The organism is Williamsia sp. Y712, from assembly GCF_059445525.1.
This window is the reverse complement of the sequence record NZ_JCAIUN010000001.1, coordinates 2,078,536-2,103,807: the sequence shown is the minus strand read 5'-3', so window position 1 is coordinate 2,103,807 and position 25,272 is coordinate 2,078,536. Positions and strand designations below refer to the sequence as shown.

31 protein-coding genes are annotated in these 25,272 nt (G+C 64.1%); 12 read left to right on the top strand and 19 right to left on the bottom strand.

Going from position 1 to position 25,272, the window contains the following annotated elements; translation table 11 throughout:
• Positions 1 to 75: 75 nt before the first annotated feature.
• The 5 genes from rpsD to infA all read right to left on the bottom strand — a co-directional run bounded on the left by rpsD (position 76) and on the right by infA (position 2,135).
• Positions 76 to 681, bottom strand: a complete 606-nt coding sequence (gene rpsD / locus AC1D75_RS09520; protein ID WP_495515001.1) for a 30S ribosomal protein S4 — start codon at positions 679 to 681, stop codon at positions 76 to 78.
• Positions 682 to 705: 24 nt separating this feature from the next.
• Complete coding sequence (gene rpsK, locus AC1D75_RS09515) at positions 706 to 1,113, bottom strand: 30S ribosomal protein S11 (RefSeq protein ID WP_020109368.1); 408 nt, start codon at positions 1,111 to 1,113, stop codon at positions 706 to 708.
• Positions 1,114 to 1,116: 3 nt separating this feature from the next.
• A complete protein-coding gene (rpsM, locus tag AC1D75_RS09510; RefSeq protein WP_482135384.1) occupies positions 1,117 to 1,485 on the bottom strand; it encodes a 30S ribosomal protein S13 in 369 nt (122 codons plus the stop codon).
• Between the two features lie 180 nt (positions 1,486 to 1,665).
• Positions 1,666 to 1,779, bottom strand: a complete 114-nt coding sequence (gene rpmJ, locus AC1D75_RS09505; protein WP_026917227.1) for a 50S ribosomal protein L36 — start codon at positions 1,777 to 1,779, stop codon at positions 1,666 to 1,668.
• A gap of 137 nt (positions 1,780 to 1,916) precedes the next feature.
• A complete protein-coding gene (gene infA / locus AC1D75_RS09500) occupies positions 1,917 to 2,135 on the bottom strand; it encodes a translation initiation factor IF-1 (protein WP_020109371.1) in 219 nt (72 codons plus the stop codon).
• A gap of 341 nt (positions 2,136 to 2,476) precedes the next feature.
• On the opposite strand from infA, the gene AC1D75_RS09495 reads away from it, so the two are divergent.
• The 8 genes from AC1D75_RS09495 to AC1D75_RS09460 all read left to right on the top strand — a co-directional run bounded on the left by AC1D75_RS09495 (position 2,477) and on the right by AC1D75_RS09460 (position 13,807).
• A complete protein-coding gene (locus tag AC1D75_RS09495) occupies positions 2,477 to 2,848 on the top strand; it encodes an L-rhamnose mutarotase (RefSeq protein ID WP_495515000.1) in 372 nt (123 codons plus the stop codon).
• A 112-nt stretch (positions 2,849 to 2,960) separates the two neighbouring features.
• Positions 2,961 to 4,346: an MFS transporter gene (locus AC1D75_RS09490; RefSeq protein ID WP_495514999.1), complete on the top strand. Its 1,386-nt coding sequence runs from the start codon at positions 2,961 to 2,963 to the stop codon at positions 4,344 to 4,346.
• A 1-nt stretch (position 4,347) separates the two neighbouring features.
• Entirely contained in the window at positions 4,348 to 5,517 is a 1,170-nt protein-coding gene (gene rhaI, locus AC1D75_RS09485; protein WP_495514998.1) for an L-rhamnose isomerase, read from the top strand.
• Between the two features lie 60 nt (positions 5,518 to 5,577).
• Positions 5,578 to 7,614, top strand: a complete 2,037-nt coding sequence (locus AC1D75_RS09480; RefSeq protein ID WP_495514997.1) for a bifunctional aldolase/short-chain dehydrogenase — start codon at positions 5,578 to 5,580, stop codon at positions 7,612 to 7,614.
• On the top strand, positions 7,611 to 9,092 hold the full coding sequence (locus AC1D75_RS09475; protein ID WP_495514996.1) for a rhamnulokinase: 1,482 nt from the start codon (positions 7,611 to 7,613) through the stop codon (positions 9,090 to 9,092). Before AC1D75_RS09480 ends, AC1D75_RS09475 begins: the two co-directional genes overlap by 4 nt.
• On the top strand, positions 9,089 to 10,336 hold the full coding sequence (locus tag AC1D75_RS09470; RefSeq protein ID WP_495514995.1) for an alpha-hydroxy acid oxidase: 1,248 nt from the start codon (positions 9,089 to 9,091) through the stop codon (positions 10,334 to 10,336). Before AC1D75_RS09475 ends, AC1D75_RS09470 begins: the two co-directional genes overlap by 4 nt.
• A 101-nt stretch (positions 10,337 to 10,437) precedes the next feature.
• Positions 10,438 to 11,448 (top strand): LacI family DNA-binding transcriptional regulator, encoded by a 1,011-nt coding sequence (locus AC1D75_RS09465; protein ID WP_495514994.1) that lies wholly within the window; start codon positions 10,438 to 10,440, stop codon positions 11,446 to 11,448.
• A gap of 100 nt (positions 11,449 to 11,548) precedes the next feature.
• Complete coding sequence (locus tag AC1D75_RS09460) at positions 11,549 to 13,807, top strand: molybdopterin-containing oxidoreductase family protein (RefSeq protein WP_495514993.1); 2,259 nt, start codon at positions 11,549 to 11,551, stop codon at positions 13,805 to 13,807.
• Here AC1D75_RS09460 and AC1D75_RS09455 read toward each other — a convergent pair.
• On the bottom strand, positions 13,791 to 14,600 hold the full coding sequence (locus AC1D75_RS09455) for an LLM class F420-dependent oxidoreductase (RefSeq protein WP_495514992.1): 810 nt from the start codon (positions 14,598 to 14,600) through the stop codon (positions 13,791 to 13,793). The genes AC1D75_RS09460 and AC1D75_RS09455 overlap by 17 nt on opposite strands.
• Positions 14,601 to 14,714: 114 nt before the next feature.
• On the opposite strand from AC1D75_RS09455, the gene AC1D75_RS09450 reads away from it, so the two are divergent.
• Positions 14,715 to 15,368: a hypothetical protein gene (locus tag AC1D75_RS09450; protein ID WP_495514991.1), complete on the top strand. Its 654-nt coding sequence runs from the start codon at positions 14,715 to 14,717 to the stop codon at positions 15,366 to 15,368.
• Between the two features lie 9 nt (positions 15,369 to 15,377).
• Positions 15,378 to 15,815 (top strand): D-aminoacyl-tRNA deacylase, encoded by a 438-nt coding sequence (gene dtd / locus AC1D75_RS09445; protein WP_495514990.1) that lies wholly within the window; start codon positions 15,378 to 15,380, stop codon positions 15,813 to 15,815.
• 17 nt (positions 15,816 to 15,832) lie between these two features.
• On the opposite strand, the gene map is transcribed toward dtd, so the two are convergent.
• The 9 genes from map to rpsH form a co-directional block, all read right to left on the bottom strand.
• Positions 15,833 to 16,624 carry a type I methionyl aminopeptidase gene (map, locus tag AC1D75_RS09440; protein WP_495514989.1) on the bottom strand — a complete coding sequence of 264 codons (792 nt, stop codon included), beginning with the start codon at positions 16,622 to 16,624 and terminating at the stop codon, positions 15,833 to 15,835.
• A gap of 31 nt (positions 16,625 to 16,655) precedes the next feature.
• Positions 16,656 to 17,201 carry an adenylate kinase gene (locus tag AC1D75_RS09435; protein ID WP_495514988.1) on the bottom strand — a complete coding sequence of 182 codons (546 nt, stop codon included), beginning with the start codon at positions 17,199 to 17,201 and terminating at the stop codon, positions 16,656 to 16,658.
• Positions 17,198 to 18,523 (bottom strand): preprotein translocase subunit SecY, encoded by a 1,326-nt coding sequence (secY, locus tag AC1D75_RS09430; protein WP_495514987.1) that lies wholly within the window; start codon positions 18,521 to 18,523, stop codon positions 17,198 to 17,200. The genes AC1D75_RS09435 and secY overlap by 4 nt, the downstream gene beginning before the upstream one ends.
• 186 nt (positions 18,524 to 18,709) lie before the next feature.
• Positions 18,710 to 19,150 (bottom strand): 50S ribosomal protein L15, encoded by a 441-nt coding sequence (gene rplO / locus AC1D75_RS09425; protein ID WP_495514986.1) that lies wholly within the window; start codon positions 19,148 to 19,150, stop codon positions 18,710 to 18,712.
• A gap of 5 nt (positions 19,151 to 19,155) precedes the next feature.
• On the bottom strand, positions 19,156 to 19,335 hold the full coding sequence (gene rpmD, locus AC1D75_RS09420) for a 50S ribosomal protein L30 (RefSeq protein ID WP_084835423.1): 180 nt from the start codon (positions 19,333 to 19,335) through the stop codon (positions 19,156 to 19,158).
• Between the two features lies 1 nt (position 19,336).
• Positions 19,337 to 20,008 (bottom strand): 30S ribosomal protein S5, encoded by a 672-nt coding sequence (rpsE, locus tag AC1D75_RS09415; protein ID WP_482135400.1) that lies wholly within the window; start codon positions 20,006 to 20,008, stop codon positions 19,337 to 19,339.
• A gap of 37 nt (positions 20,009 to 20,045) precedes the next feature.
• Complete coding sequence (gene rplR, locus AC1D75_RS09410) at positions 20,046 to 20,465, bottom strand: 50S ribosomal protein L18 (protein ID WP_495514985.1); 420 nt, start codon at positions 20,463 to 20,465, stop codon at positions 20,046 to 20,048.
• A 1-nt stretch (position 20,466) separates the two neighbouring features.
• Positions 20,467 to 21,003, bottom strand: a complete 537-nt coding sequence (gene rplF / locus AC1D75_RS09405; RefSeq protein ID WP_495514984.1) for a 50S ribosomal protein L6 — start codon at positions 21,001 to 21,003, stop codon at positions 20,467 to 20,469.
• Positions 21,004 to 21,015: 12 nt separating this feature from the next.
• Entirely contained in the window at positions 21,016 to 21,414 is a 399-nt protein-coding gene (rpsH, locus tag AC1D75_RS09400; protein WP_084835419.1) for a 30S ribosomal protein S8, read from the bottom strand.
• Between the two features lie 368 nt (positions 21,415 to 21,782).
• On the opposite strand from rpsH, the gene AC1D75_RS09395 reads away from it, so the two are divergent.
• Both AC1D75_RS09395 and AC1D75_RS09390 read left to right on the top strand, forming a co-directional pair.
• Positions 21,783 to 23,159 (top strand): AIM24 family protein, encoded by a 1,377-nt coding sequence (locus tag AC1D75_RS09395; protein ID WP_495514983.1) that lies wholly within the window; start codon positions 21,783 to 21,785, stop codon positions 23,157 to 23,159.
• A gap of 53 nt (positions 23,160 to 23,212) precedes the next feature.
• Complete coding sequence (locus tag AC1D75_RS09390; protein WP_495514982.1) at positions 23,213 to 23,551, top strand: DUF4262 domain-containing protein; 339 nt, start codon at positions 23,213 to 23,215, stop codon at positions 23,549 to 23,551.
• 89 nt (positions 23,552 to 23,640) lie between these two features.
• Here AC1D75_RS09390 and AC1D75_RS09385 read toward each other — a convergent pair whose 3' ends face one another.
• The 4 genes from AC1D75_RS09385 to rplN are packed head-to-tail and all read right to left on the bottom strand — an operon-like array spanning position 23,641 to position 25,092.
• On the bottom strand, positions 23,641 to 23,826 hold the full coding sequence (locus tag AC1D75_RS09385) for a type Z 30S ribosomal protein S14 (protein WP_023955966.1): 186 nt from the start codon (positions 23,824 to 23,826) through the stop codon (positions 23,641 to 23,643).
• Between the two features lies 1 nt (position 23,827).
• Entirely contained in the window at positions 23,828 to 24,406 is a 579-nt protein-coding gene (rplE, locus tag AC1D75_RS09380; protein WP_495514981.1) for a 50S ribosomal protein L5, read from the bottom strand.
• 1 nt (position 24,407) lies between these two features.
• Positions 24,408 to 24,722, bottom strand: coding sequence for a 50S ribosomal protein L24 (gene rplX / locus AC1D75_RS09375; RefSeq protein ID WP_020109915.1), 315 nt, complete (start codon positions 24,720 to 24,722; stop codon positions 24,408 to 24,410).
• 1 nt (position 24,723) lies between these two features.
• Entirely contained in the window at positions 24,724 to 25,092 is a 369-nt protein-coding gene (rplN, locus tag AC1D75_RS09370) for a 50S ribosomal protein L14 (protein ID WP_495514980.1), read from the bottom strand.
• Positions 25,093 to 25,272 lie beyond the last annotated feature (180 nt).

The following is a 25,272-nucleotide window of genomic DNA, read 5'->3' as shown; positions in this document are numbered from 1 at the left end:
TCTTGGACGCCCGCTATATGACGGCCGATTAGGTGCCGAACGCGCTGCCGGACATATGGATCCGACAACCGGCGATTACTTCGAGTAGAACTCGACGATGAGCTGCTCGGACAGAGGCACGTCGATCTGTGCGCGCTCGGGCTCCGAGTGCACCAGGATGCGCAGCGTGCCGGGCACGACCTGCAGCCAACCCGGAGCCTTGCGATCGCCCTGGATCTCCTTGGCGATCTGGAACGGAACAGTCTGCAGCGACTTCGGGCGGACATCGATGATGTCGTAACGAGAGACGCGGTAGCTGGGCACGTCGACCTTCACACCATTGACGGTGAGGTGGCCATGGCTGACCATCTGACGCGCCTGGCGGCGGGTACGAGCGAGTCCGGCGCGGTAGACGACGTTGTCAAGACGGGTCTCGAGCAGACGCAGCAGCTCGTCACCGGTCTTGCCGTTACGACGGTTGGCCTCTGCGTAGTAGAGACGGAACTGCTTTTCCATGACGCCGTAGGTGAAGCGAGCCTTCTGCTTCTCCTGCAGCTGGAGCAGGTATTCGCTCTCCTTGATCCTCGCGCGACCATGCTGGCCGGGCGGGTAGGGGCGACGCTCAAACGCCTGGTCTCCGCCGACGAGGTCGACGCGCAGACGACGAGATTTGCGGGTTGCGGGTCCGGTATAACGAGCCATTTTTTAAAGTCCTCTTCTTTCCGATTAAACCCGGCGCCGCTTGGGCGGGCGGCAGCCGTTGTGCGGCTGCGGGGTGACATCGGAAATGGTGCCGACCTCGAGGCCAGCGGCCTGAAGTGATCGGATAGCAGTCTCACGACCCGAACCCGGGCCCTTAACGAAGACGTCGACCTTCTTGACGCCGTGCTCCTGCGCCTTGCGGGCAGCGTTCTCGGCAGCAAGCTGTGCCGCGAACGGGGTGCTCTTACGCGAACCCTTGAAGCCGACATGTCCGGACGAAGCCCAGGCGATGACGTTTCCGGCAGGATCAGAGATCGAGACGATGGTGTTGTTGAACGTGCTCTTGATGTGCGCGCTGCCGTGCGGGACGTTCTTCTTCTCGCGACGACGAGTGCCCTTCTTGGGGCCGGCGCTACGTGACTTAGGAGGCATGGATTACTTCTTCTTCCCGGCGATGGTCTTCTTCGGGCCCTTGCGGGTCCGAGCGTTGGTCTTGGTGCGCTGTCCGCGAACGGGCAGGCCACGACGGTGACGCAGACCCTGGTAGCAGCCGATTTCGATCTTGCGACGAATGTCGGCCTGCACCTCGCGACGCAGGTCACCTTCGACCTTGACCGAGGATTCGAGGTATTCACGAAGCTTCAGGACGTCTTCGTCAGTGAGGTCCTTGGCGCGCAGGTCGGCCGACAGGCCGGTGGCAGCAAGGATCTCCTTGGAGGTGGTACGACCAACTCCATAGATGTACGTGAGTGCGATCTCCAGGCGCTTTTCGCGCGGAAGATCAACACCAGCAACACGTGCCATGTGGCGTTTCCTTTGGTTCTCGGAGGTCTGCTCCCAATCCGTCCCCGACTCTTGCAGGGCCCCGGCCTCCGTGCCGGGGGTAGGCGGACTCCTGTGTGAGTCCGCTGGTGTTGAGAGGTCTTCTTTTGTTGCCTGTATGAAGTTGTGTCGCTCTTACAAGCGATCGGGTCGAAGTGCTGATCAGCCCTGACGCTGCTTGTGACGCAGGTTCTCGCAGATCACCATGACGCGGCCGTTACGCCGAATCACCTTGCACTTCTCGCAGATCGGCTTGACGCTCGGTTTAACCTTCACGTCACTCTCTCCTTTGCCTGTGCTGAGACCGACCTTGGTCGCTCAGCACGGATCTACTTCAAAGCACAGGGCACAGCCTTATAGCCGCACCCCAGCTGGTTGTCCTACCCGGAGGGGTCCGGGAAGTCTGTTGGGTCTTACTTGTATCGGTAAACGATCCGGCCGCGAGTCAGGTCGTAGGGCGAAAGCTCCACGACCACGCGGTCTTCCGGCAGGATGCGGATGTAGTGCTGCCGCATCTTGCCGCTGATGTGGGCGAGTACCTTGTGGCCGTTCTCCAGCTCAATGCGGAACATCGCATTGGGCAGGGGTTCGACAACGCGGCCCTCCACCTCGATGGCGCCTTCTTTGGCCATAGCCTCCACGATTCTGGTGTGTTGACCACACCTGAACAGTTGTCTTCGATTACCGTCATGACACACACGTGACCCGGGCTCTTTTGGTGGCAGTCGGCAGGCGTATCGAGCAAGCTCTGCAAATCTGGGCACGAAAACAATCCGGCGCGCGTGCGCACCGTTGATCAACATTACGCTGCCGCGCAGCTCAGGACAAATAAGCGCATTGTCCGGTGGACCCGGGTACCCCCGAAGCTCCCCCGATCGCCCCGATTCCGGTCTTGACGCGATCCTTCAGTTCAGTTTACGGTGACCGCACTCACGGATTGAAACGTTTCAAACTATCGATTGGCGACGGGCCCATGCAGCACGAACAACCGGAAACGGTTACCGAGACATCAGCCGACATTCCACGTCAGCGGGTGTGTTTCACCATGAACCTGCGGCCCGACCGCATCGACGACTACCTCGCTGCCCACGAGAATGTCTGGCCGGAGATGCTCGACGCACTGCGCGAGACCGGCTGGTCCAACTACTCGTTGTTCCTGCAGCCCGGCACCGGACTGGTGGTCGGGTACGTGGAAACCGAGAACTTCGACCGGGCCCGCGAACTGATGGCCCAGACCGCGGTGAACACCCTGTGGCAGGCCACCATGGCGCAGTACTTCGCCGATCCCACGTCCGGCCCCGACACCACGATGGCCGAGCTCGACCACTACTTCCATCTCGCCTGACCGATTCTTCATCCGGATCGGATCTATCGGCCGTGTCACATTCGGCACCCACCCGAGCGCTTCGTCCGAGCCGGACCAATTACCCTGCGCCCACACCCCATGAGGAGAAACCATGAAACTCGGGGCCAAGAAAACCACCGGTTGGAAGGCAACGATCTCTGTTGCCATGTCCAACTACATCGAAGCCGGATCGATCATCGCGATCGCCACCAGCCTCGGTTTCTGGCAAGACGAGTTCGGCATCAGCAACTTTGCTGTCGGCTTGCTCGCCGCACTGAGCGCCAACGCGTTCGGCGCCGCCGTCGGTGCGGCCATCGGCGGTCCACTGTGTGATCGCTACGGACGCAAGGCGATCTACACATACGACCTGATGGTCTACATGGTCGGCGTGCTGATCGCGGCCTTTGCCTTCAACTTCGGCATGTTGATGATCGCGTTCGTAATAACCGGTCTGGCTGTCGGTGCAGGCGTTCCGGCGTCGTGGACCTACATCGCCGAGCAGGCCCCTTCGGGTGCCCGGGCCAAACACGTCGGTACCGCTCAGCTCGCCTGGTCGGTCGGCCCCCTGATCGGCTTTGCCCTGGCCGCCGCACTCGCACCGCTCGAGCTGCTCGGTTCACGCCTGATATTCCTGCACCTGTTCGTGGTCGCCGCAGTGGTCTGGTGGATTCGTCAGGGCCTGACCGAGTCGAAGCTCTGGACAGAAGAAAGCCTGGAGAACGCGAACGCAACCGCAAACGCCGGCTCGACGCCGGCGCCGGTCGCCACCTCGGGCGGCGCAGGTCTGCGCGGCCTGTTCTCCAAGAAGGTGAACATCACCGCGTTGCTGGTGCTCATCGGTATCTACGGCTTCTGGAACACCGTCGCCGGACAGGCCGGAATCTTCATGCCGCGCGTCTACGAAACCGCAGGCCTGCACAGCGAGGTCCAGCAGAATCTGCTCCAGGTCCTGGTCTGGGGTATGACCGTGCTGTCCACCTATTTCGTCTTCATGCGCCTGGCCGACCACATGTCGCAGCGTCTACTGTTCGCCCTCGGTGCGATTCCCGGCATCTTCGCCTGGGGCGTGCTGGTCATGTTCACCGATGGCGGCATGACAACCTTGCTCATCTTCGCGATCTGCTGGGGCATCTCCAGCGGTGTCGGCGCGCAGGCCTTCTACAGCCTGTGGGCGAGCGAGTTGTTCGCCACCCCGTACCGCGCCAGCGCGCAGGGCGTCATGTTCTTCGCCGTCCGCACGGCCACCGGTGCGCTGAGCTACTTCTTCCCCACCCTGCTGGCGGCGGTCGGGCTCGCCTGGGTCGGACTCCTGCTGATCACCTGCCTGACCATCGCGCTGATCATCGGAGTCATCTGGGCCCCGGACACCCGCGGCAAGGAACTCAAGGACATCGAGATCGAGCGGTACGGGCGGCCCATCAGCCCTGAGCTCCTCGCAACAACCACCACCGCTACAACCACCACCGCACAAACGACCGGCAATGCTGGGAGCAACTGACATGAAAAACTTTGACGCCGCCAAGATTGAAACGTTTCAGAATCTAGCTATCGAGCTCCCTTCCTGGGCGTTCGGCAACTCCGGCACCCGATTCAAGGTGTTCGGAACCCCCGGGACCCCGCGCACGGTGCAGGAGAAGATCGCCGACGCCGCCACCGTCCACCGCTTCACCGGCCTGGCTCCCACCGTGGCGCTGCACATCCCGTGGGATCTGGTCGACGACTTCGCCGCATTGCGCCGCTACGCCGAAGATCAGGGCGTGGGCCTGGGAACGATCAACTCCAACACCTTCCAGGACGACGACTACAAGTTCGGCAGCCTGACCCACACCGACAAGAGCATCCGGCAAAAGGCCATCGATCATCACCTCGCCTGCATCGAGGTCATGAACGAGACCGGCTCGCGCGACCTGAAGATCTGGCTCGCCGACGGCACCAACTACCCCGGCCAGGGCGACATCCGCGGCCGCCAGGACCGGCTCGCCGAGTCGCTGTCCACGATCTATCAGCACATCGGCGACGAGCAGCGGATGGTGCTCGAGTACAAGTTCTTCGAACCGGCCGTCTACATGACCGACGTTCCGGACTGGGGCACGTCGTACGCCCAGGTCAGTGCACTCGGCGAGCGGGCACTGGTCTGCCTCGACACCGGCCACCACGCACCCGGGACCAACATCGAGTTCATCGTTGCCCAGCTGTTGCGTCTGGGAAAGCTCGGTTCGTTCGACTTCAACTCCCGGTTCTACGCCGACGACGACCTGATCGTCGGGGCCGCCGACCCGTTCCAGCTGTTCCGCATCATGTTCGAGGTGATCCGCGGCGGTGGCCTGGCCACCGGTTCGCCCGTCGCGCTGATGCTCGACCAGTGCCACAACGTCGAGGAGAAGGTCCCCGGTCAGCTCCGTTCGGTGCTCAACGTCCAGGAGATGACGGCCCGCGCATTGCTGGTCGACACCGAGGCGCTGACCGCGGCGCAGGATGCCGGAGATGTGCTTGGCGCCAACGGGATCTTCATGGACGCGTTCTACACCGATGTCCGGCCCGAGCTCGCACTGTGGCGCGCCGAGCGCGGACTGCCCGCCGATCCGATGGCCGCATACGCCGAGTCGGGCTACCGGGAGAAGATCGTGGCCGAGCGCGTCGGTGGAACCCAGTCGTCTTGGGGCGCTTGAGTTTTCGCTGAGATTTTTCAGTTTTCAATTTCTGTCTTGTCGATATCTGTAAGGAATGCAATGACCAACCCGACCGTCAAACAACTCATCGAACGTTCCAACCGCCTCGGCGCCGATCCCAAGAACACGAACTACGCGGGCGGTAACACCTCCGCCAAGGGCGTCGACCGTGATCCCGTCACCGGCCAGGACGTCGATCTGATGTGGGTGAAGGGTTCGGGCGGAGATCTCGGAACCCTCACCGAGGGCGGACTCGCGGTGCTGCGCCTCGACCGCCTGCGGGCGCTGGTCGACGTCTACCCGGGCCTCGATCGCGAAGACGAGATGGTCGCAGCATTCGACTACACCCTTCATGGCCGCGGTGGCGCCGCGCCGTCGATCGACACCGCCATGCACGGCCTGGTCGACGCCGCGCACGTCGATCACCTGCATCCCGATTCGGGTATCGCCCTGGCGACGGCATCCGACGGCGAGGCGATCACCAAGAAGATCTTCGGCGATCGGGTCATCTGGGTGCCGTGGCGTCGTCCCGGCTTCCAGCTCGGTCTCGACATCTCCGAGGTCAAGAAGCAGAACCCGCAGGCCATCGGTTGCATCCTCGGTGGACACGGAATCACCGCGTGGGGCGAGACGTCCGAAGAGGCCGAAGCCAATTCGCTCGAGATCATCTCCGCCGCAGAGGACTACCTGGCCGTCAACGGCAAGTCGGCGCCGTTCGGTCCCCCGCTCCGCGGTTTCGGCCCACTGAGTCCGGCCGAGCGGGCAGCCAAGGCCGCCGCCCTCGCGCCGACGCTGCGTGGACTGGCATCGACCGACAACGCCCAGGTCGGACACTTCAACGACTCCGATCCGGTGCTCGAGTTCCTCACCGCCGCCGAGCATCCCCGGCTCGCCTCGCTCGGCACGTCCTGCCCGGATCACTTCCTGCGCACCAAGGTCAAGCCGATGGTGCTCGATCTGCCTGCTGACGCGTCGATCGAGGACTGCATCACCCGCCTGAAGGAACTGCACGAGTCCTACCGGGCCGACTACACCGCCTACTACAACCGCCACGCCACCGAGGACTCCCCCGCGATGCGCGGCGCCGATCCGGCGATCATCCTCATCCCGGGCGTCGGAATGTTCAGCTACGGCAAGAACAAGCAGACCGCACGGGTGGCCGGCGAGTTCTACCTCAACGCGATCAACGTGATGCGCGGCGCCGAGTCCGTCTCGACGTACCTGCCCATCGACGAGGTCGAGAAGTTCAACATCGAGTACTGGGCCCTGGAAGAGGCCAAGCTCGCCCGGATGCCCAAGCCGAAGCCGCTTGCCACCCGGATCGCCCTGGTGACCGGCGCGGCCTCGGGTATCGGCAAGGCCATCGCGAACCGCCTGGCCGCCGAAGGTGCCTGCGTGGTCATCGCCGACCTCGACGAGGAGAAGGCAAAGGCCGCCGCTGCCGAGATCGGATCGACCGATGTCGCGATCGGTGTCCGCGCCGACGTCACCGATGAAGCCCAGGTCCAGGCCGCGGTCGATGCCTGCGTGCTGGCCTTCGGTGGTATCGACCTCGTGGTCAACAACGCCGGACTGTCGCTGTCGAAGTCGCTGCTGGAAACCACTGCAGCCGACTGGGATCTGCAGCACAACGTGATGGCCCGCGGCTCGTTCCTGGTGTCGAAGGCGGCCGCCAAGGCCCTAATCGACCAGCAGATGGGTGGCGACATCCTCTACATCTCGTCGAAGAACTCGGTGTTCGCCGGACCCAACAACATCGCATACTCCGCGACCAAGGCCGACCAGGCGCATCAGGTCCGTTTGCTGGCCGCCGAACTCGGCGAGCACGGGATCAAGGTCAACGGCATCAACCCCGACGGAGTCGTCCGCGGCTCGGGCATCTTCGCAGGCGGCTGGGGCGCCAAGCGCGCCGCGGTCTACGGCGTGCCGGAGGAGGAGCTGGGCGAGTTCTACGCGCAGCGCACCCTCCTCAAGCGGGAAGTGCTCCCGGAGAACATCGCCAACGCCGCGTTTGTGCTCTGCAGCTCTGACATGTCGCACACCACCGGACTGCATGTGCCGGTCGACGCCGGTGTCGCGGCGGCATTCCTGCGATGAGTTCCCGCAGACGGACCCGGAAGCTGGCGGCTGTCGATCTCGGCGCCACCAGCGGCCGGGTGATGTTGGCCGAGGTCGGCCCGGATCGCTTGCAGATCCGGGAGGTGACCCGGTTCGCCAACGGTCCGCTCCCGATCTGGGACGGTCACCGGACCGCGCTGCACTGGGATGTCCCCGGACTCTTCGCGCACATCCGCGGCGGGCTCGCGGCGGCCGGCCGCGAGGCCGACGACCTCGCCGGGATCGGTGTCGATTCCTGGGCCGTCGACTACGGGCTGCTCCGTGACGGACGCCTGTTGGGACTGCCGTACCACTACCGCGACGACCGCAACAACGGCGGCGTCTCGGCGGTGCACAGCGCCATCGACCCGTCAGATCTGTACGCCCGCAACGGTTTGCAGTTCCTGCCCTTCAACACCATCTACCAACTGATGGCCGAGAAGCAGGCAGGCACCCTCGAATTGGCCGATCGGGCACTGCTCGTTCCCGACCTGATCGGGTACTGGCTGACCGGCGAGATGGCCACTGAGCGCACCAACGCCTCGACCACCGGACTGCTCGGTGCCGACGGGCAGTGGGACGACGAACTGCACCGCATCCTCGGACTGCCGACGGACCTGTTCCCCGGTGTGATCGAACCCGGATCGCAATTGGGCCGGCTGCTGCCGGACGTCGCATCAGGGCTGGGTCTGTCGTCGTCGATGTCGGTCAATGCCGTCGCGTCCCACGACACCGCGTCCGCAGTGGTCGCCGTGCCGATGCGGCCGGAGTCGTCGGCGTACATCTCGTGTGGCACCTGGGGCCTGGTCGGGGTCGAGTTGACCTCACGGGTCACCGACCCGGCGGCCCGGGTCGCCAACTTCACCAACGAGGTCGGGGCCGACGGCCGGATCCGGTTCCTGCGGAACGTGATGGGTCTGTGGCTGCTCAGCGAGTCGGTGCGGCAATGGGAACGCTCCGGCGCCACCATCGATCTGGCCGAACTGCTCGATCAGGCCGCCGCTGCAAAGCCACCGGCAGAACTCTTCGACACCGACGACCCCGAGTTCCTCTCCCCCGGTGACATGCCGGCCCGGATCGCGCGGTGGTACACCGCCCGCGGCCTGCCGGAACCGGCCGAACCGGCGCAGATGGTGCGGGCAATCCTCGAGAGCCTCGCCGGCGCCTTCGCCCGACGGGTGCAGGAGGCGGCGTCGCTGTCCGGCACCGCGGTCGACACCGTCCACCTGGTGGGCGGCGGAGCCCGGAACCGGCTGCTGTGCCAGCTCACCGCGGACCGACTCGGCATGCCGGTCCTCGCCGGACCCGTCGAGGCGACAGCGATCGGTAATGTCCTGATCACCGCCCGGGCCCAGCAATTGATCGCCGACGACCTCGAGAGCGCACGCGCGATGGTCGCCGCAACTTTCCCACCAGAGCGATACGAGCCACGTACGACCGGCCGGCATCGCAACGATTTTGTAGGGGTATCACGATGAAACGGCAGTTCCCCAAGGTCCACGACCTGGCGCCACTGATGAAGTTCAAAAAGCCCGAGATCAATGCCAAGAAGCGTCGGCTCGACTCAGCACTGACCATCGAAGACCTGCGCAAGATCGCCAAGCGGCGGACCCCGCGCCCGGCCTTCGACTACACCGACGGGTCGGCGGAGGCGGAGATCTCGATCAGCCGCGCCCGCGAGGCATTCAACGACATCCAATTCAACCCGGCGATCCTGCGCGACGTCTCGAAGGTGAACACCGGCTGGGACGTCTTCGGCGCCCCGGTGGCACTGCCGTTCGGTATCGCACCCACCGGTTTCACCCGGATGATGCAGACCGAAGGCGAGATCGCCGGCGCCCACGCGGCGGCCAGGGCCGGGATCCCGTTCGCGCTGTCGACGATGGGCACCGCGTCCATCGAAGACGTCAAGGCGGCCAACCCCAATGGCCGCAACTGGTTCCAGCTCTACATGTGGAAAGAGCGCGAGCGCTCGATGGCACTTGTCGAGCGTGCGGCTGCCGCGGGCTACGACACCCTGCTGGTGACCGTCGACGTGCCGGTCGCGGGCGCACGTCTGCGCGACAAGCGCAACGGCATGTCCATCCCGCCTGCACTGACACCGGGCACCGTCATCAACGCACTGCCCAGGCCGCAGTGGTGGATCGACTTCCTCACCACCGAACCGCTGGCATTCGCCTCGCTCGATCGCTGGTCGGGCACGGTGGCCGAACTCCTCGACACGATGTTCGATCCGACCGTCACGTTCGAGGATCTTGCGTGGATCCGTGATCAGTGGCCGGGCAAGGTCGTGGTCAAGGGCATCCAGACCGTCGCCGACGCCAAAGCAGTTGTCGATCTCGGTGTCGACGGCATCGTGCTGTCCAATCACGGTGGCCGCCAACTCGATCGGGCACCGATTCCGTTCCACCTGCTGCCGCAGGTCGCGCAAGAGGTCGGCAAGGACACCGAGATCGTGCTCGACACCGGCATCATGTCCGGCGCCGATATCGTCGCGTCGATCGCACTCGGGGCCCGCTTCACCCTGATCGGCCGGGCCTACCTCTACGGCCTGATGGCCGGCGGCGAGGCAGGCGTGGACCGCGCCATCGAGATCCTCTCCGAGCAGATCGAACGCACCATGCGACTGCTGGGTGTCAACGCTCTCGAAGAGCTGACGCCCGCACACGTCACTCAGTTGACACGCCTGGCGCCCCGCGCGATGAACACCGAACGCGCCTGAACCCGCGTTAGCCTGTCCTGTGGACCCGTCGTCACCTGGTGACTGCGGGTCCACGGTGTCAGGGTTGGAGAGGTCCGCGTCGGCGAGAAAGAAGGCGAGCAATGGTGGTGAGCATGCGCGACGTGGCGGCGAGCGCCGCCGTGTCCATCGGCACCGTCTCGAATGTGCTGAACTCCCCCGACAAGGTCGCCCCGGCCACCGTCGATCGGGTGCACAAGGCCATTGCCGAACTCGGCTTCGTCCGCAATGACGCCGCCCGCCAACTCAAGGCCGGGCGATCACGCTGTGTCGGGTTGATCGTCCTGGACGTGGGCAACCCGTTCTTCACCGATCTGGCCCGGGCCGCCGAACGCCAGGCCACCGACAACAACCTCACGCTGCTGCTCGGCACTTCGGACGACGACGCGGACCGCGAGCACACCTACATCGAAACATTCGACGAGCAACGGGTTTTCGGCGTACTGGTCTCACCGGTCGGGGATGACCTGAGCCGGCTCGAAGCGCTGCAACTACGCGGCACGCCCGTGGTCCTGGTCGACCGCAACGGCGAACAGACACCCTTTCCCTCCGTATCGGTCGACGACGTCGCCGGTGGCGCCCTGGCCTGTGGCCACCTGTGCGACACCGGACGTCGGCGGATCGCCTTCGTCGGCGGTCCGCAGGCCATCCGTCAGGTCGCCGACCGTCTGCAAGGCGCACGCGAGGCCATCGAACAGGTACCCGGCGCCACCCTCGAGGTCATCGAGACCCGCTCGCTCAGCGTCCTGGCCGGACGAGCCGCAGGCGAAGAGATCCGCAGACGGCCCGTCGCCGAGCGCCCCGACGCCATCTTCTGCGCCAACGACCTACTCGCGATGGGCGTCCTGCAGGCCCTGACGATGCTCGCCGACGTCTCGGTGCCCGGCGACATCGCCCTGATCGGATACGACGACATCGACTTCGCCAAGGCCGCGGTGGTGCCGTTGTCCTCGATCAGCCAACCGAGCAAGCAACTCGGTTCCAGTGCCATCGATCTCCTGGTCGGCGAGGCCACGCGAAGTCCGCACGTCCCACCCCGGCACGTGCGCTTCCAACCGCGGCTGGTCGTCCGCGCATCGACTGCCCCGGCCTGAGCGCTCCGACCCGTAACCCCTGTCAACTCCCTGCATCGATCGACCGAGACGTGCAACACTCGTGGTCAGATGCCAACGCCGGTCACCAGGGAGATGTCTCATGGCGCAGGAGAAGACCACCTACTGCCGGATCTGTGAACCACTGTGCGGGATGATCGCGACCGTCGAGGACGGCAAGCTGCTGTCGCTGCGGCCAGACCCGGACAACCCGCTGTCGAAGGGTTTCGCCTGCCCGAAGGGCATCGCGTTCAGTGAGATAGTCAACGACCCCGACCGCATCCTGCATCCCCTCCGGAAGAACGATCGCGGCGAGTTCGAGCAGGTCTCCTGGGAGACCGCGATGCGTGAGATCACCGGCAAGCTCGCCGCGGTGCACCGACGCGACGGCGCCTCGGCCATCGGCTGGTACTTCGGCAATCCGGCGACGTTCTCCGCCGGACACGTGATGTGGGCCGCGATGTTCCTGAATCTGCTGGGAACGCCGCACATCTATTCGGCCGGCTCACAAGACGTGAACAACCGGTTCGCCGCCAGTCACTTCTTGTACGGCAACCCGCTCACCTCCCCCATCCCCGACATCAACCGGGTGCAATTCCTGGTCATCATCGGTGCCAATCCCGTTGTCTCCCATGGCAGCGTGATGAGTTCTCCACGGATCAGGGAGGGACTGACCGCCATCACCAAACGTGGCGGTCGGGTGCTGGTCGTCGACCCCCGCCGTACCGAGACGGCCCGCGAGTTCGAGTGGCAGCCCATCGTTCCCGACACCGATGCACTCCTGCTGCTCTCGTTGCTTCACGTGATGTTCGACGAGCACCTCGCGGACGAACGACTGTTGGCGGAGCGCAGTACCGGGCTGGTGGCGATCAAGGATGTGGCGCAGGCCTATTCACCCGAGACCACCGCCGAACACACCGGCGTCGACGCCGAGACGGTCCGCGGACTCGCCCGCGACCTGGTGTCGACCGAGCGGGCCGCGGTGTACGGCCGGGTCGGCACGTCGCTCGGTCGCACCGGAACCCTGACCACAGCGCTGCTCGACATGGTGAACCTGGTTGCCGGCAACCTCGACGAGGTCGGCGGGTCGATGTTCGGCGATCTCGGTATCCCCGGTCAACGCCTGGGTGTCGCAGCGCTGCAGCGTGTTCCGCGGTTCGCCTGGTCCGGTCGGCGGAGCCGGATCGGCGGCCTGCCACAGATACTCGGGACCGCTCCGGCATCGGTGATGGCGAAGGAGATGACCACCCCGGGGCCCGGCCAACTCAAGGCGATGTTCATCAGTGCAGGCAACCCCGTGCTCTCGGTACCAAACGGAGACGAATTGAGTGCGGCGCTCGACGAGGTGGAACTGTTTGTCTCACTCGACATCTACCAGAACGAGACCAACGCGCACGCCGACTACATCCTGCCTGCGACCACGATGTACGAGCGGTCGGACTTCCTGCTGCCGTTCCAGGCACTGTTCACCACACCGTTCAAACAGGCCACCGACGCGGTGATCGCACCGCGCGGCGAGGCCCGCGAGGAATGGGTGATCATCAACGAACTCGTTGCCGCACTGGCGACCCGGGCCCCGCTGCTCGGTGCGCTGCACCTGTGGAACCGGTTCGCCGACCGCATCGGGAAACCCTGGACGCCGGATCTGTTGTCAGATCTGCTGATCCGGATCGGCACCGGCGGAGATCGATTCGGACTGCGCAAGACGGGCCTGAACCTCCACCGGCTGGTCACCAGGTTCCCGCACGGCAAGATCGTTGCCGAGCACCTCGAACCCGGGCAACTTCGTGGCATCATCACCCACCGAAGTCGCAAGATCCGTTTGGACGCACCCGAATTGATCGCCGAGATCGATCGCCTCGACCACTCATCGGACCCGTCGTTCCCGCTGCGCCTCATCGGTATGCGTGAGATCCGCTCGGAGAACAGCTGGCAGCACAACGCTCCCCTGCTACTACGCGGCGGACGTACCCACGCGGCCCGGATGCATCCGGTCGATGCCCAGGCCCGCGACATCGCCGAGGGCGAACTCGTCACCGTCCGCTCGCGTCACGGACAGATAGCGCTGCCCGTGATGCTCACCGAAGACATCAAGCCCGGAGTTGTTGCGATACCGCATGGTTGGGGTCACAACGGCAGCGGCGGATGGACCCAGGCGAACACCGCGTCCGCCAATGACCTGGGGACAGGTGGCGCGAACGTCAACACGTTGATCTCGTCCGATCCCGATGACCTCGAACGGCTGGCCGGTATGGCGAACATGACCGGTGTGCCGATCGAGGTCCGCGCGCTCGATACGTCGATACGCGCCCGGTTGGCCGGGCAGACCGTACAGCCGGCCGCGCTCAAATCAGCTGACTGAGCACCTCGACGATGTCGACGTCGCCGAGGACCTGGATGGCCACGTGGTCGGCGCCCTGGCCGAGGTGGGCGTCGATCTTCTCGCGGACGACCTCGGCGGTGCCGTGCGCCACGAGTTCGTCGATCAGCGCATCCGTGCCGCCATCGGCGAAGTCGGCGTCGGTGTAGCCGAAACGTTTGAGGTTGTTGGTGTAGTTCTGCAGGTGAAGGTACGGCTGGTCGACATATGGGCGACCGACAGAACGTGCCAGCTGCGCGTCCTCGGTCAGCACCACCTTGTGTTCAGGGGCGAGGAACTTCTCCGGGCCGAGGATCATCCGGGCGTATTCGGTGTGGGCAGGCGGAACCAGATAGGGGTGCGAACCGAATGAACGCTCCGCGGCCAGTCGCAGCATGCGCGGGCCGAGTGCGGCGATCACCCGACGATCGACCGGAACACCGCCCTTGTCGAGGCCGTCGAGGTACGCACACAGAGCGTCATAGGGACTCTTGTATTCGTCGACGGCCTCCGGGTGACTGACGCCGACGCCCAGTAGGAAGCGGCCGGGGAAATCGTCCTCCAAGGCGCTGAACTGATCGGCGATGTCGGCCGGGTCTGTGTTCCAGATACTGGTGATCCCGGTGGCCACGCGAATCGAATCGGTGGCCTCGAGCAACGTCCGGGCCGGGCTCAGCGAAGGAGGCGAACCCCCCAGCCAGATGGCGCCGTAGCCCAGCTTCTCGATCTGCTGTGCCTGCTCCTGCGACAGCGCCGACGAACCCGCCCACACCCCATGCGTTCCAAAACCGGTCATACAACAATCCAACCCGACGCACCCACCACAACATTCCATTGGAGGGTCATTCAAAAGCCGTCAATGATCTCGCCAGGCTTCAAACAGGCAGTCGACGAACGTAGTCTCGCACTCATGCGGACTGCCGTGGCCCTGATCGCAATCTCGATTGCGCTGCTCTGCGGTTGCACCACGCAGAATCCCGATCCCGAACGCTCGACGAAGTCGACCACTCCCGTTGCCGCCACCGAGGTCCGCACGATCAACCCGTTCGGACCCGATCGCGACGGCATGCTTGTGGACGGCTACAGCACCCACGACGTCGAAACCCTGGCTCCGCTGAAGTGCTTCACGGACATCAGCGGTGGTTACCGCTGTTCGGAGACCCCTGAAGGACTCAGATTCTGCTGGCAGGCCGCCGAGAACACCGCCGCCTGTCTCGCCGACCCACGCGATCGGGAGTTGGGCACGATGGGTGCCACGTTCGTGATGATGTCGGACGTCAGTCCCTATATCCCGGCCGGACTCGATCTTGCCGACGGATCCCGGTGCACCCTCGGGCGCAACCCGATGGCCATGGCGACCGGCGACGTGCAGTACGTTCATGTCTACGGCTGCACGGGCGGTCCCACGAAGGGCATCTACACCGAACCCCTCCCCGGGATCGGCAATCCGGTCCGGGATGTCATCGACACGTCAACCGCGCTGTGGACTGTGCAGGGCGGGGACGAGAGCGCACCCACCGGACCGGTCGAGGTCATCGTCGCCTACCAACTCGCCACTGGTTGAATTGACCGGGTGAAGGCACTCTTGCAACGCGTCACCTCGGCCTCGGTCAGCATCGATGGAGAAACGGCCGGCGCGCTACCGCTGAGCGACGGCGCGCAGGGACTGGTGGCCCTGATCGGCGTCACCCACGATGACACCGACGCACAGGCCGCCACCCTCGCCGAAAAGATATGGCGCCTGCGCATTTTGGACGGTGAACGCTCCGCCGCCGATCTCGATGCCCCGATTCTGGCGATCAGTCAGTTCACGTTGTACGCCAACACGGCCAAGGGCCGACGGCCGTCGTGGAATGCGGCCGCACCCGGACCCGTCGCCGAACCACTTGTCGAGAAGGTCATCTCCGCACTACGTGCGCTGGGCGCCCACGTCGAAACCGGACGCTTCGGGGCCCATATGCACGTGGCATTGGTCAACGACGGACCGGTCACCATCGCTCTCGAGGTGTAGGTCCGGCGTACCCGGCTTCAGGGCCGGGTGGTGAGAATTCGCGGCCCGTCGCCGGTGACCACAACAGTGTGTTCCCAGTGGGAGGCGCGGCTGCCGTCGTTCGTGACAACGGTCCAATCATCTTCGAGCACAGTGGTATCCACCGTGCCGAGCGACAACATCGGCTCGATGGCCAGCGTCGACCCGATCACCAGAACCGGGCCCCGCCCGGGTTTGCCCTCATTGGCCAGGAACGGATCGAGGTGCATCTCGCGCCCGATACCGTGACCGCCGTAGCCGTCCACGATTCCGAACTCGCGACCGAAGGTCTTCTCCGCGGCCCGCGTTGCGGTCTCGATCGCGTGGGAGATGTCGGTCAGACGCCCGCCATCGACCATCGCCGCGATACCGGCTTCGAGAGCCAGTCGCGTGGCGTCGTTGAGATCGGAGTCGGCCTGCGACAACTCGCCGATACCGAAGGTCCACGCCGAATCACCGTGCCAGCCGTCGAGGATCGCACCGCAGTCGATCGAGACCAGATCGTGCTCGGCCAGCACCACGTCTTTCGACGGGATGCCGTGCACCACGACCTCGTTCACCGAACTGCAGATCGAACCGGTGAACCCGTGGTACCCGAGGAACGACGGGACCGCACCGGCGTCACGGATGACGGCCTCGGCGATCGCATCGAGTTCGAGCGTGCTCACCCCGGGCTTGGCGCCTTCGCGGACAGCCACCAGTGCACGGCCGACGATCGCACCGGCGGCCGCCATGGCGTCCACCTCACCGGGACTGCGGAACGGGACCGGTTTCGGTTTACGAAACCCCATGATCACCTACTGATTCGAAGTTGAGGTGCGCTCAGGCGCTGAGCGCGCGCAGCACTCGCTGATGCACTTCGTTGACGTCGCCCATCGCGTCGATCGACTTCACCGCATCGCCGTAGTACTCACGCAGCGGTGACGTCTCTTTTTCGTAGACGTGCATGCGGTTGCGGATGACCTCTTCGGTGTCATCGGCGCGGCCACGGGCCAGCATCCGCTTGACAACGACGTCCTCGTCCACGCTGAACGACAGCACGGCATCGAGCTTGGTGTCGAGATCCGCGAGGATCTCGGTCAGCGCGTCGGCCTGCTCGGTCGAACGCGGGAACCCGTCGAGAATGAAGCCCTTCGCCGCATCCGGCTCGGCAACGCGTGCGCGCACCATGTCGACGGTGATCTGCGACGGCACGAGGTTGCCGGCATCGAGATACTTCTTGGCCTCGAGACCGATCGGGGTCCCCTGCGAAATGTTCGCCCGGAACAGATCGCCGGTCGAGATGTGCGGGATACCAATGCTCTCCGAGAGCAGTTCGGCCTGTGTACCCTTGCCGGCTCCGGGTGGGCCGAGAAACACCAGTCTCACTTGAGGAACCCTTCATACTTGCGCTGCATGAGCTGCGAATTGATCTGTTTGACCGTGTCCAAGCCGACGCCGACCATAATCAGCACCGCGGTACCGCCAAACGGAATGTTCTGGACGCCACCTGAATTACCGATTTCCAGGAAGAGGTTCGGCAGGACGGCGATGATGCCCAGGTAAATCGATCCGGGCAGGGTGATCCGGCTCAGCACGTAACCGAGGTAATCGGCCGTCGGCTGACCCGGACGGATGCCCGGAATGAAGCCGCCGTACTTCTTCATCTCATCGGCACGTTCCTGCGGGTTGAACGTGACAGCCACATAGAAGTACGTGAAGAAGATGATCATCAAGAAGTAGACGAGGATGTAGACCGGATTACTCGGGTCCACCAGGTATGTCTGGATCGCGCGCTGCCACCACGAAGGCTCTGCGGTCTGGCTCTGCGTCAGCTGCAGGATCAGGTTGGGCAGGTACAGCAACGACGACGCGAAGATCACGGGGATGACGCCGGCCTGGTTGACCTTCAACGGCAGGTACGTCGACGAACCGCCGTACATCTTCCGTCCGACCATGCGCTTGGCGTACTGCACCGGGATCCGGCGCTGGCCCTGCTCGATGAAGACGACACCGGCAACGATCGCCAGCGCAGCCAGGATCACCAGGAAGAACACCAGGCCACCGCGGGTGTCGAGGATGGTCTTGCCCTCGGACGGGATACGTGCGGCGATACCGGCGAAGATCATCAGCGACATACCGTTGCCGATGCCGCGTTCGGTGATCAGCTCACCGAACCACATCACCACACAGGCGCCGGCCGTCATGACCAGCACGATGATGAGAAGTCCGAAGATCGACTGGTCATTCAGGATCTGATCGCTGTTCGGGCAGTCGGGCAGCAGATTGCCCCTGGCCGCCAGGGCGACGATGCCTGTCGATTGGAGCAGCGCCAGCGCAACCGTGAGGTAGCGGGTGTACTGCGTCATCTTGGCCTGACCGGATTGGCCTTCCTTGCGCAACTGCTCGAAGCGCGGGATGACCACGGTCAACAGCTGCACGATGATGCTCGCGGTGATGTACGGCATGATGCCGATCGCGAACACGGACAGCTGGAGCAGAGCTCCACCGGAGAACATGTTGATCAGGGAGTAGATTCCGGCGGAATCTCCTCGGGAGACGACATCAAGACATGTCTGGATCTCTTGATAGTCGACACCGGGCGACGGAATGGTCGCACCGAGACGATAAAGGATGATGATTCCCAGAACGAAGAGAATCTTCCGCCTCAGGTCGGGTGTCCTGAAGGCCGATATGACGGCGGAACGCACTAACTCCTCCTGGGCAAAGTCGCTCCGGCAGCAGCGTTGCACCGGGCTACGAACAACTCTTGAACTCTAACAGTCACCGGTTCGGGGGACCGAGCGGTGACCACTGAAGTGACGAACGGCGCGGCAATGATGTCCGCGCCGTCCGCCACTGTAGCGAGTCCGGGTGGTCGATGGACTGCGGCTGCCTTACAGGACAGTCGTCGTACCGCCGGCAGCAGCGATCTTCTCGCTGGCCGACGACGAGAACTTGTTGGCGCTGACCTGCACGGCCACCGACAATTCGCCCTCTCCGAGCACCTTCACCAGTTCGTTCTTACGAACCGCGCCCTTGGCGACCAACTCTTCGACACCGATGGTGCCCCCTTCCGGGAACAACCGGGCGATGTCTTCGAGATTGACAACCTGGTACTCGACCCGATTGCGGTTCTTGAAGCCCTTGAGCTTCGGCAGCCGCATGTGGATGGGCATCTGCCCACCCTCGAAGCCGGCAGGCACGTTCTTGCGTGCCTTGGTGCCCTTGGTGCCGCGACCCGCGGTCTTACCCTTGGAACCTTCACCACGACCCACGCGGGTCTTTTCTGTCTTCGACCCCGGGGCGGGGCGAAGATGATGCAATTTGATTGTCATTGTGACTAAACCTCTTCGACGGTCACGAGGTGCCGGACCGCTTTGATCAAGCCGCGGTTCTGGGCGTTGTCCTCGCGGGTGACGGTCTGGCGGATTTTTCGGAGTCCGAGGGTCCGCAGGCTGTCACGCTGATTGCTCTTCTGCCCGATGGTGCTTTTCACCTGGGTGATCTTCAACTCGGCCATATCAAGCTCCCTGTCCTGCACGGGCGCGCAACATACCGGCCGGAGCGACATCCTCGATCGGCAGCCCACGACGTGCGGCAACCTCTTCGGGGCGCTGCAGCATCTTGAGTGCTGCAACAGTCGCGTGGACCACGTTGATGGCGTTGTCCGAGCCGAGGCTCTTGCCGAGGATGTCGTGGACACCCGCGCACTCGAGCACGGCACGCACCGCGCCACCGGCGATCACACCGGTACCGGGGCTGGCCGGACGCAGCATCACAACACCGGCAGCGGCTTCGCCCTGCACGGGGTGAGTGATGGTCGCGCCGATCATCGGGACGCGGAAGAAGCTCTTACGAGCCTCCTCGACACCCTTCTGGATCGCGGCCGGAACCTCTTTGGCCTTGCCGTAGCCGACACCGACCAGTCCGTTGCCGTCACCGACGACCACGAGAGCGGTGAAGGAGAACCGACGTCCACCCTTGACCACCTTCGAGACGCGGTTGATGGCAACCACACGCTCTAGCTGATTCTTGTCTTCCCGACCGCCACCGCGCTGGTTGTCGCGCCGATCGCGGTTACCGCCACCACCGCCGCGGCGGTCGCCGCCTGCGTTGGCTGCGTTCGGGTCATTGCTGTTGCTTCCGGCGGGTCCGCTTCCGGTACCGCCATCACGCCGCTGACGTCCCGGCATCAGATGGTCCTTCCATTGCAAATCGTTGTGGTCGACATCAGAACTCGAGCCCTCCCTCGCGGGCGGCGTCCGCCAATGCGGCGATACGGCCGTGGTAGCCGTGGCCACCATGGTCGAACACCACGGCCTGCACACCGGCAGCCTTGGCGCGGGCGGCGATCAGTTCGCCGACCTTCTTGCTCTGTGCCGACTTGTCGCCACCGGTCGCGCGGACATCGGCCTCGATGGTCGAGGCTGCGGCCACGGTGTTACCGGCGAGATCGTCGATGAGCTGCACGTGGATGTGACGCGAGCTCCGCTTGACCACCAGGCGAGGACGCTCGGGGGTGCCGCTGATCTTCTTACGCAGCCGGAAGTGACGGCGTGCGTTGGAGACGCGACGACGGGTCGACGCGTCCTTGCCGAGGGGAGTGCGCTTTGGCTTTCCCGCAGTTTTAGTCACTGTTGCTTCACTCATGTCACTTACCCGTCTTTCCGACCTTGCGACGGATCTGCTCACCCTCGAAGCGAACGCCCTTGCCCTTGTACGGGTCCGGACGGCGCAGGCGGCGGATATTCGCCGAGATCTGTCCGACTTGTTGCTTGTCGATTCCCGAAACCGAGAATTTGGTGGGCGATTCCACCGTGAAAGTGATGCCTGCAGGCGCCTTGATCGGCACCGGGTGGCTGTATCCGAGCGCGAACTCGAGGTCGCTGCCCTTCAGTGCCACACGGTAACCAACACCGAAGATCTCCATCTTGCGGACATATCCCTCGGTGACACCGGTGACCAGGTTGGCCACCAAGGTGCGGCTCAGGCCGTGCAGTGCACGGTTGCGGCGCTCGTCGTTGGGACGGGTGACAACAACGGTCCCCTCCTCAACGGCGACAGCGATCGGCTCCGAAATCGTCACCGACAACTGCCCCTTGGGGCCCTTGACGTTGACGGTCTGGCCGTCGATCTTCACGTCTACTCCGGCCGGAATGGCGACCGGGTTCTTTCCAATACGCGACATAGTATGTGCCCCTTACCAGACGTACGCGAGGACTTCGCCGCCCACGCCCGCGCTGGCGGCTTGGCGATCGGTCAGCAGACCCGAGGACGTGGAGATGATCGCCACGCCGAGGCCACCGAGCACCTTTGGCAGATTTGTGGACTTTGCGTAGACCCGCAGGCCCGGCTTGGAGACGCGGCGCAGGCCGGCGATGCTCCGCTCACGGGTGGGGCCGTACTTGAGCGAGACGACGAGGCTCTTGCCGACTTCAGCATCTTCTGTGCGGTAGTCGGTGATGTAACCCTCGCGCTTGAGGATCTCGGCGATATTCGCCTTGATCTTCGACGCGGGCAGGGTCACCTCATCGTGATACGCCGAATTGGCGTTACGCAGACGCGTCAAGAAGTCTGCGATCGGATCAGTCATGGTCATAACAGACCGTCAACCTTTCTCGCAGCGGTTCCCATGCAGCATGCGCGCACCGGTTCCCTCGAATGCCGAGGCATTCTTCGGGCCTTCTACGTCACATCGTGGGCCTACAACGAAGTGAGTTCTGTCCTGACCGACCGTTGCCGGTCAGGGGTGGTGCTCCCCCGAATGCACAGGTGCACTCAGGAGTTTTCAAAGCTCAAAGGCCAAGAAAATTCTCAGCTACCTGGGCATTTCAAACCGACCGAAGGCACGGCTCTGCCGAGGCAACTGTCCCAGTGTAAGGAACACAGCTGCTCAGGCCAAATTGCGCCGTACCAGCTGCCGGTTCCCACCCCGAACCAGCCCGGCCTGGAACAATGGGCGGGGCCATGAGAGAACTTGCTCCAGGAGAAAATACTCCACTGCCCTCGCAGCTGATCAGCGTCTCCGTCACCTGCGCATCCCCGGTGAACACGTCGGCGGTGTTGCTCGCGTCGAACGGCCGGGTCCGCTCGGACGACGATCTGATCTTCTACAACCAATCCTTCGGTCCAGGTGTCGTCTACAGCAGCGACGCCCGCAGCGACATCGTCACGATCGACACGACCAAAGTCCCCGGAGACATCGAGACGATCGCGATCACCGCCAGCCTCGACGGCTCCGGTCCGACCACCTTCGCAACGGCAGGCACGCTGCGCGCCGAGTTGCGCGACGGCTCAGGCCGTCCGACCGTGTCGTTCACACCGGCGCGACTGACCTCGGAGTCCGGGGTTGTCTGCATGGAGGTCTACCGGCGCGGCGACGCCTGGAAGGTCCGTGCCGTCGGACAGGGTTACGACGACGGGTTGGCCGGTCTGGCAACAGCTTTCGGCATCCAGGTCGACGACGATCCCGCGCAGGCACCCACAACTCCGGACCCCTTGCCGTGGCCCCCGGCAGGCCAGGCCGCACCACCGCCACCACCGGCCCGGCCCGCCGCCCAGACGTACTCACAGACCCCACCCCCAGCACAGCACCAGGGAGTTCCCGCCATGAACAGTGACCTTTTCGCACCGGCCCACGCCGAGGTGTCCGGCAGCGGCATCCAGAAGCAGGGCAGCAAGATGTGTCGCGTCGGAATGAACGGCGAGATCATGGCCCGCTCCGGATCGATGGTCGCCTACCAGGGCAATCTCACATTCGAGGCCCAGGGCTCCGGCGGCATCGGCCGCGCCATCCGGAACACCCTGAGCGGAGAAGGCGTGCCGCTGATGAAGGTCACCGGCCAGGGCGACCTGTTCCTGGCGGACGCGGCCGCCGACGTCCACCTCATCGACCTCGACGGTTCCGACGGTCTGACCATCAACGGCGCCAACGTGCTGGCCTTCGACTCGACCCTGACCTACGACGTCAAGCGGGTCCAGGGCGCGGCCTCTCAGAGCAATGCCGGACTGTTCAACTGCGTGTTCACCGGCCGCGGCCGGATCGCGATCACCACCGACGGAAACCCAGTGGTGCTGACCGTCGATCAGCAGACGTTTGCCGATCCGAATGCCGCGGTCGCGTGGTCGTCGAGCCTGCAGACCAGCATCAAGCGCAACGATTCGTTCAACCTCGGAACCCTGATGGGTCGCAGCACCGGCGAACGCTTCACCCTCGCCTTCAGCGGCCAGGGTTTTGTGGTCGTCCAGCCCTCCGAGCTCCCGCCGGGTGGTCTCATCGGCGGCACCGGTGGCGGCAGTCAATCCGGCGTCGCCGGCGGACTCGGCGGTCTCCTCGGTCGATAAGGCGACCCCCTCACAAATCCACCCGTTTCAGTCAAAATCACACGTTGCAACAGGTGATTTTGACTGAAACGGGTGGCTTTGAACAGTCGAGCGGGATCTCACTGCAGTCACTGGACGTACCGGTCCGGCTGATCGAACTGATCGACAAGCAAGATCTGATCATCACCAACGAGCTGTTCCCGAATTCGCCTGCACTGCAAGTTGTTTGGTCTGACGACCACGGAACATTCCCATGGGATGAGGGTTACGCCCTGCAACCGGACCACCAGCAGATCAGGGGCATGCTGCCCGATGTCGGCGGCGGCCCGCGCCCGCCGCGGGTGATCACACCACCCACTGCCCCCAGCCGGGCCCAGCGACGTCAGGCGCGACGACGCAAGAACAGACCCTGAAACGCTAAACGCTCCACAAACACAAAGACGCTCCACCTATAGGTGGAGCGTCTTTGTAGAAGTGGAGCGTTTAGCCGAGGGCTAAAAGATCACCAGCTGCTCTTCTGCACACCGGGCAGCTCGCCCGCGTGTGCCATCTCGCGCAAGCAGATACGGCACAGGCCGAACTTGCGGAAGACCGAGTGCGGGCGTCCGCAACGGTTGCAGCGGGTGTAGCCACGCACGGCGAACTTGGGCTTCTTGTTGGCCTTATTGACCAGCGCCTTCTTTGCCATGTCAGTTGTCCTTCGCGTTTGAGTCTTTGAACGGGAAGCCGAGCTGACGCAGCAGTGCCCGACCTTCGTCATCGTTGGTCGCGGTGGTGACGATGGTGATGTCCATGCCGCGGGGCCGGTCGATGTTGTCGATGTTGATCTCGTGGAACATCGACTGCTCGTTGAGACCGAAGGTGTAGTTGCCGTTGCCGTCGAACTGGCGATCGCTCAGGCCACGGAAGTCCCTGATACGCGGCAGTGCGATCGAGACGAGGCGGTCGAGGAACTCCCACATGCGGTCGCCACGAAGGGTGACTCGCGCGCCGATGGGCATGCCTTCACGCAGCTTGAACTGTGCGATCGACTTGCGAGCCTTGCGGATCTCGGGCTTCTGGCCGGTGATCAGGGCGAGGTCTTTGACCGCACCGTTGATCAGCTTCGCGTCACGGGCGGCGTCGCCGACACCCATGTTCACGACAACCTTGACGACGCCGGGGATCTGCATGACGTTGTCGTAGTCGAACTGCTCGTTCAGAGCGTCTTTGATCTCCGCGCGGTAGCGGAGCTTCAGCCGAGGCTGGATCTTCTCAGTGGTGCTCATGTCAGATGTCCTTCCCGTTCTTGCGGGAAATGCGCACGCGCTTGCCGTTGTCGTCGGTGCGGTAACCGATGCGCGTGGGGTTGCCGTCAGAGTCAACGACCATCACGTTCGAGACGTGGATGGCGGCTTCCTGGGTGACAATGCCGCCCGAGGATGCGCCACGCTCGTTCTGCGAGGCGGAGGTGTGCTTCTTGATCCGGTTGACGCCTTCGACCAGGATCCGGTTGCGCTGCGGGTAGGACTCGATGACCTTGCCCTTTGCGCCCTTGTCCTTGCCTGCAACGACGATCACGGTATCGCCCTTGTGAACCTTCATATCAGAGCACCTCCGGAGCCAGCGAGACGATCTTCATGAACTTCTTCTCACGCAGCTCGCGGCCGACCGGGCCGAAGATGCGGGTTCCACGGGGATCGCTCTCGTTCTTGATGATGACGGCAGCGTTCTCATCGAACTTGATGTACGAGCCATCGGGACGACGGCGCTCCTTGGTGGTGCGCACGATAACGGCCCGGACAACTTCACCCCGCTTGATGTTTCCGCCGGGGATGGCGTCTTTGACAGTGGCGACGATGACGTCACCAATGCCGGCGTAGCGCCGTGACGAGCCTCCGAGTACGCGGATGCACAAGATTTCCTTGGCACCCGTGTTGTCGGCGACCCGCAGGCGTGACTCCTGCTGGATCACTTTTTCTCCTTGACCTGGCTGGTAAATATGTGTGGCGGATTTCCGTCCCGACACACGCGGTCCGTTGCCATCGGTGGCGCGCCTGCCTGCAGTTATTCACCACAGGGGGTTCGCTGCTCGACGTGCGGACACAAAAGTGCCGCGGGCAACCGGTCAAGCATAGGTGAAAGACCAGGTCGG

Bases quoted from the DNA above. Each gene is read 5' to 3' on its own strand.
- AC1D75_RS09395 (WP_495514983.1), top strand. From the start codon at position 21,783: ATGAGAGAACTTGCTCCAGGAGAAAATACTCCACTGCCCTCGCAGCTG.
- rpsK (WP_020109368.1), bottom strand. From the start codon at position 1,113: ATGCCTCCTAAGTCACGTAGCGCCGGCCCCAAGAAGGGCACTCGTCGT.
- rplE (WP_495514981.1), bottom strand. From the start codon at position 24,406: ATGAGCACCACTGAGAAGATCCAGCCTCGGCTGAAGCTCCGCTACCGC.
- rplF (WP_495514984.1), bottom strand. From the start codon at position 21,003: ATGTCGCGTATTGGAAAGAACCCGGTCGCCATTCCGGCCGGAGTAGAC.
- AC1D75_RS09480 (WP_495514997.1), top strand. From the start codon at position 5,578: ATGACCAACCCGACCGTCAAACAACTCATCGAACGTTCCAACCGCCTC.
- infA (WP_020109371.1), bottom strand. From the start codon at position 2,135: ATGGCCAAAGAAGGCGCCATCGAGGTGGAGGGCCGCGTTGTCGAACCC.
- rplR (WP_495514985.1), bottom strand. From the start codon at position 20,465: ATGAGTGAAGCAACAGTGACTAAAACTGCGGGAAAGCCAAAGCGCACT.
- AC1D75_RS09460 (WP_495514993.1), top strand. From the start codon at position 11,549: ATGGCGCAGGAGAAGACCACCTACTGCCGGATCTGTGAACCACTGTGC.
- rplX (WP_020109915.1), bottom strand. From the start codon at position 24,722: ATGAAGGTTCACAAGGGCGATACCGTGATCGTCGTTGCAGGCAAGGAC.
- rpsH (WP_084835419.1), bottom strand. From the start codon at position 21,414: ATGACCATGACTGATCCGATCGCAGACTTCTTGACGCGTCTGCGTAAC.
- AC1D75_RS09455 (WP_495514992.1), bottom strand. From the start codon at position 14,600: ATGACCGGTTTTGGAACGCATGGGGTGTGGGCGGGTTCGTCGGCGCTG.
- AC1D75_RS09470 (WP_495514995.1), top strand. From the start codon at position 9,089: ATGAAACGGCAGTTCCCCAAGGTCCACGACCTGGCGCCACTGATGAAG.
- rpsM (WP_482135384.1), bottom strand. From the start codon at position 1,485: ATGGCACGTGTTGCTGGTGTTGATCTTCCGCGCGAAAAGCGCCTGGAG.
- rpmD (WP_084835423.1), bottom strand. From the start codon at position 19,335: ATGGCCGAGTTGAAGATCACCCAGGTGAAAAGCACCATCGGGCAGAAG.
- rpsE (WP_482135400.1), bottom strand. From the start codon at position 20,008: ATGCCGGGACGTCAGCGGCGTGATGGCGGTACCGGAAGCGGACCCGCC.
- map (WP_495514989.1), bottom strand. From the start codon at position 16,624: ATGGGGTTTCGTAAACCGAAACCGGTCCCGTTCCGCAGTCCCGGTGAG.
- rhaI (WP_495514998.1), top strand. From the start codon at position 4,348: ATGAAAAACTTTGACGCCGCCAAGATTGAAACGTTTCAGAATCTAGCT.
- AC1D75_RS09450 (WP_495514991.1), top strand. From the start codon at position 14,715: ATGCGGACTGCCGTGGCCCTGATCGCAATCTCGATTGCGCTGCTCTGC.
- AC1D75_RS09465 (WP_495514994.1), top strand. From the start codon at position 10,438: ATGGTGGTGAGCATGCGCGACGTGGCGGCGAGCGCCGCCGTGTCCATC.
- AC1D75_RS09490 (WP_495514999.1), top strand. From the start codon at position 2,961: ATGAAACTCGGGGCCAAGAAAACCACCGGTTGGAAGGCAACGATCTCT.
- AC1D75_RS09495 (WP_495515000.1), top strand. From the start codon at position 2,477: ATGCAGCACGAACAACCGGAAACGGTTACCGAGACATCAGCCGACATT.
- rplO (WP_495514986.1), bottom strand. From the start codon at position 19,150: ATGACAATCAAATTGCATCATCTTCGCCCCGCCCCGGGGTCGAAGACA.
- AC1D75_RS09475 (WP_495514996.1), top strand. From the start codon at position 7,611: ATGAGTTCCCGCAGACGGACCCGGAAGCTGGCGGCTGTCGATCTCGGC.
- AC1D75_RS09385 (WP_023955966.1), bottom strand. From the start codon at position 23,826: ATGGCAAAGAAGGCGCTGGTCAATAAGGCCAACAAGAAGCCCAAGTTC.
- rpsD (WP_495515001.1), bottom strand. From the start codon at position 681: ATGGCTCGTTATACCGGACCCGCAACCCGCAAATCTCGTCGTCTGCGC.